This window comes from Croceicoccus pelagius (assembly GCF_001661915.1).
Taxonomy (GTDB): Bacteria; Pseudomonadota; Alphaproteobacteria; order Sphingomonadales; family Sphingomonadaceae; genus Croceicoccus; species Croceicoccus pelagius.
The window spans coordinates 1-4,580 of the sequence record NZ_LYWY01000008.1 but is presented as its reverse complement, the minus strand read 5'-3'; the positions used below and the strand labels follow the sequence as shown (position 1 = coordinate 4,580).

Sequence of the window (4,580 nt, the reverse complement as noted above, 5' to 3'; positions counted from 1 at the left end):
TAGGCCCTGTTGACAAACTGATTGGTCCAGAGGCGGGCGGCGGCGATATGTATGAAGCCGAGATAGCTTGCTGAGGTTTTGTCGTATCGGGTTGCGAGGCGGCGCGAGCATTTGAGCTTGGCGAAGCACCGCTCAATACGGTTCCGCAAGGCGTAGGTGACGGTGTCGTGCGGGATCGGCTCTTTGCGATTGGCCTTGGCCGGGATCACTGGTGTTCCGCCACGCTCGGTGATCGTTGCCCGGATATGATCGCTGTCATAACCCCGGTCAGCCAGGAACACGCGAGCCGTCGGCAGGTCATCGTCGACCAGAGCATCGAAGCCTTTGAAGTCAGATACTTCACCTCCCGTTACTTCCGCCCGGACAGGGAGGCCGTGAGCGTTGGTAATGAGATGGATCTTGGACGTGAAGCCACCTTTTGAACGGCCAAAACCCTGTCTTTGAGTCCCCCTTTTGCGCCCGCTGCCAAGTGGTGCGCGCGGATCACGGTGCTGTCGATCATCTGGACGCTGTCTGGCGCTGCGCCGCTATCGTTGAGGGCATCGAGCACCAGTTCCCAAAGTCCGGCCAGGGTCCAGCGCCGGAACTGGCGATACACGCTCGACCACTTGCCGAACTCTTCAGGCAGATCACGCCAGGCAGCACCGGTTCGAGCAATCCAGAAAATACCATCGAGAACAAGGCGGTGGTTGGAGGCCGGGCGACCGCCTTGCCCCCGGATCGCTATCAAAAAGGGTTCAAAGAATGCCCACTCGGCATCCTCCATCAGCAACCGCGCCAAGATAACCTCCGCAAAAGCTATCTTGAATCACATCTCGCAGCGATTGTGAATCCAGTTTGTCAACAGGGCCTAGTCGAAACAACCATCAGAACCTTCGGCAAAGTTGACGTTTTAGTTAACAATGCCGCAATTTACATCGGAGGAACAATCCTAGAGTCTGATATTAAATCTTGGGACGCTCTTTACCGTGTCAATCAGCTAGGTGTATTTCTGGGGATGCGTGCGGTACTTGAGCCGATGAAGCGGGCAGGTAGCGGCTCGATTGTTAACGTCTCATCTCACGCTGCGACAAGCAATGTACCTGGATACTTCTCTTACGGAACCTCCAAGTGGGCCGTACGCGGGATGACTAAACTCTCGTCTACGGAACTCGCCCCGCTAGGCATTCGGGTTAACACCGTCTTCCCTGGTATTATTGACACCCCAATGCTCCATAAAAATAACTCTCCTGAACGCATTGCCTTTTATGATTCCCTCATCCCACTCGGCAGGCGTGGCGCACCCGAAGAAATTGCTTCGGTTGTTCTGTTCCTCGCCTCGGAAGCATCTAGTTACATGACTGGTGCAGAACTTTTGGTTGATGGCGGCATTGGGTAAACACGTTTAGTACTCAGACGATTTTTGGCTTCCAAAAATCCGGATAATTCGAGAGCAATTCAAAAATGATAAAATTCATTGGCGCTTCAAGTAATCCACCTGGCGTATCACCAGAGGATGCACGCACGCACTACGAACTTCGACACCCCGCTCTTGCAGACAGCCTTCCTTCTTTCAATAAATACATGCTACTATATATTCAGAACTATGCGATCGATATTGGGGTGGAATTTTCCGCACCACGCATACCATTTCTGAACTGTTCTGAAATTTGGTTCAAAGATATTGACAGCCTCCTTGAAGCGTACGAAGTCCCAGAATACCAACTACTTCGTGAAGACGAAAAACGGTTCGGAAACTTCGACAATCTAGGCGTTGCGCTCGCAGAAGATGTTATGATCTTCGGAGAAGATGCACGACCGCGATTTAAGCTTATTCGCTTCATTGAGCGCAATCCGGAAATCGAGATGGCAGACTTCCTAGAAGTTTGGCAGGGCGACTATGCATCGGCGATGCTAAATTCGGGATCAGTGCGGTCTTTAGCTAAAACCTATATTCAGAATCATGCGTTGATCGGAGCGAAGATTTCGTTCCCCGTCAAATTTGCGGATGGCGTCGACGAATATTGGTTTTCGTCTCCATCCGACATCGCCCCATTCCTAAAGGCGGAATCAGAAGTCGCTAAAGACGTCGGCATAGATAGAATTGTAAATCGTAAGGATATGAAGCAGATCGCCTCAGAATGCCGAGTATTACCGGGCCACGAATTGTCATTCAATATTCTCAGAAAACTTTGATTTATCCGTACCAATAATTAATTAATGCCCATATTATTATGGTTTTTAAGATTTGTCGCTCGTTTTTCTTATAATGTATATTGAACATCACCTCATGAGGCTAGGCGTAACGAAGATTGCTTTACCACTCCGGGCTGATTGAAACTGGGCATTGTCTGGGCAAACTTTAGTCTCATCTGCCCCGGCTTTCTAGAGGACGCGGCAGCGAAGCTGATCGGCCTTGTGAGGCGAGTAACCCGACGCGGCGCGGATCGTAGTATTCAAACTGCTATTGTACACGGAAGTGACCAACAACGGTAATGCCACTCGATGTCTGCTGCTCCGCTAGCTTTGACCACGTCAAGTGAGGGTAAGCGGCCGCATCGTGCTGGCGTGCGGGAACCTGCCGTGGCGATAATCTGCATAATAACCCGCCAATTCTTCTAGGGAGCCGGCAATGAATGGCCCGTGCGCTACGACGTCTGTTTTCTGAGGCTGTCCAGCGTAAAGCAATAATCGCGCACCATTCATTCCGGCTCTTAGGGCGAGCGTGCTGGAACCATCGCCGACGGGACTGGACCAGCCAACCATGTTCGTCGACAGGCGTTCGTCAACAGTACCGGCAGTCACCTCGCCATCGATCAACACCGCGAAGGCGTTATAGACGGCGGGTAGTTCTGGCGCGAAGGTAGCACCCGGCTCCAGCCGGATGTCCGCCAGCGTGACAGGGACCGCATTCTTCGTCGGCGCCTCCGCATCACCCAGCCGGCCGCTGTAGACTATCGCCTCGACCCCCGGTTCGACGTGGACCGGCATCGCTGCGCGCTGCAGGATCTGCACTCGGGGCGGCATGTTGCGCTGTTCCACCGGCAGAACCAGCCACAACTGAAAGATTCGCATACCGGTCGACACCTTCGCATCCTCTGAATGGACGATGCCGCTGCCCGCCGTCATCCATTCGACGTCACCTGCCGCGAGCCGACCGCCTGTGTCCTCCATCGTCCCGTTAAGCATGAAGGTCACAGTTTCTAGTCCGGCATGCGGATGCGCCTCGCCGAAGCGGCCTTCCAGCGTAATGTGGTCGTCCGCCATCAAGAAAAACGGGTCGGTGACCAAGAAATTTCCCGGAGCCACAACCAGCGTTGCCTTGTGACGCTCGCCATCGAAGCCAGGTCCCAGCGGAGGTATGACGGTGACGCGATCGATCGATCTGTGAAGCATGTTTCATCCATTCGCTGGGGCACGACTATTGCCGGCCCACTCATAGCGTCGATTTCTGTCTCTACATTTGGAAATGCTCTCGCCACAATCAAGACGTGGACAAAGAACTCAGCGTTGCCAGACGCGTGGCCAAGAAACTTGCGAACGGTTTTTTATCATGAGCTATTCCGAAGTACTTGTCTGGCGCAGTATGAGTGAAGCCATCAGGTGGATGAGCGCGCGAAGCACACGGGCGTCCGGGTGCTTGAACCGCTAGCAGCTATCGGTTTACCCGCACTACCAATGCATCGTTTGTAATTCTTCCCGCACTTGGGGGCTGTGTTATCGATTGATATATCTTGTTTGAAATTCTAGGCCCTGTTGACAAACTGATTGGTCCAGAGGCGGGCGGCGGCGATATGTATGAAGCCGAGATAGCTTGCTGAGGTTTTGTCGTATCGGGTTGCGAGGCGGCGCGAGCATTTGAGCTTGGCGAAGCACCGCTCAATACGGTTCCGCAAGGCGTAGGTGACGGTGTCGTGCGGGATCGGCTCTTTGCGATTGGCCTTGGCCGGGATCACTGGTGTTCCGCCACGCTCGGTGATCGTTGCCCGGATATGATCGCTGTCATAACCCCGGTCAGCCAGGAACACGCGAGCCGTCGGCAGGTCATCGTCGACCAGAGCATCGAAGCCTTTGAAGTCAGATACTTCACCTCCCGTTACTTCCGCCCGGACAGGGAGGCCGTGAGCGTTGGTAATGAGATGGATCTTGGACGTGAAGCCACCTTTTGAACGGCCAAAACCCTGTCTTTGAGTCCCCCTTTTGCGCCCGCTGCCAAGTGGTGCGCGCGGATCACGGTGCTGTCGATCATCTGGACGCTGTCTGGCGCTGCGCCGCTATCGTTGAGGGCATCGAGCACCAGTTCCCAAAGTCCGGCCAGGGTCCAGCGCCGGAACTGGCGATACACGCTCGACCACTTGCCGAACTCTTCAGGCAGATCACGCCAGGCAGCACCGGTTCGAGCAATCCAGAAAATACCATCGAGAACAAGGCGGTGGTTGGAGGCCGGGCGACCGCCTTGCCCCCGGATCGCTATCAAAAAGGGTTCAAAGAATGCCCACTCGGCATCCTCCATCAGCAACCGCGCCAAGATAACCTCCGCAAAAGCTATCTTGAATCACATCTCGCAGCGATTGTGAATCCAGTTTGTCAACAGGGCCTAG

General features: G+C 54.2%; 3 protein-coding genes and 2 pseudogenes. 2 read left to right on the top strand and 3 right to left on the bottom strand.

The genetic code is table 11. The annotated features are described in order from the left end of the window. A pseudogene (locus tag A9D15_RS16080) lies at positions 1-766 on the bottom strand (IS5 family transposase); the annotation flags it as partial. A 60-nt stretch (positions 767-826) separates the two neighbouring features. Here A9D15_RS16080 and A9D15_RS16075 point away from each other — a divergent pair. After that, a complete protein-coding gene (locus tag A9D15_RS16075; protein WP_172807438.1) occupies positions 827-1,378 on the top strand; it encodes an SDR family NAD(P)-dependent oxidoreductase in 552 nt (183 codons plus the stop codon). 65 nt (positions 1,379-1,443) lie between these two features. Beyond that, positions 1,444-2,175, top strand: coding sequence for an EthD domain-containing protein (locus tag A9D15_RS01955; protein ID WP_082924199.1), 732 nt, complete (start codon positions 1,444-1,446; stop codon positions 2,173-2,175). Between the two features lie 339 nt (positions 2,176-2,514). Here A9D15_RS01955 and A9D15_RS01950 read toward each other — a convergent pair whose 3' ends face one another. After that, positions 2,515-3,375, bottom strand: coding sequence for a pirin family protein (locus A9D15_RS01950; RefSeq protein ID WP_066761298.1), 861 nt, complete (start codon positions 3,373-3,375; stop codon positions 2,515-2,517). Positions 3,376-3,725: 350 nt separating this feature from the next. Next, positions 3,726-4,492, bottom strand: a pseudogene (locus A9D15_RS16070) (IS5 family transposase). Between the last annotated feature and the right edge of the window lie 88 nt (positions 4,493-4,580).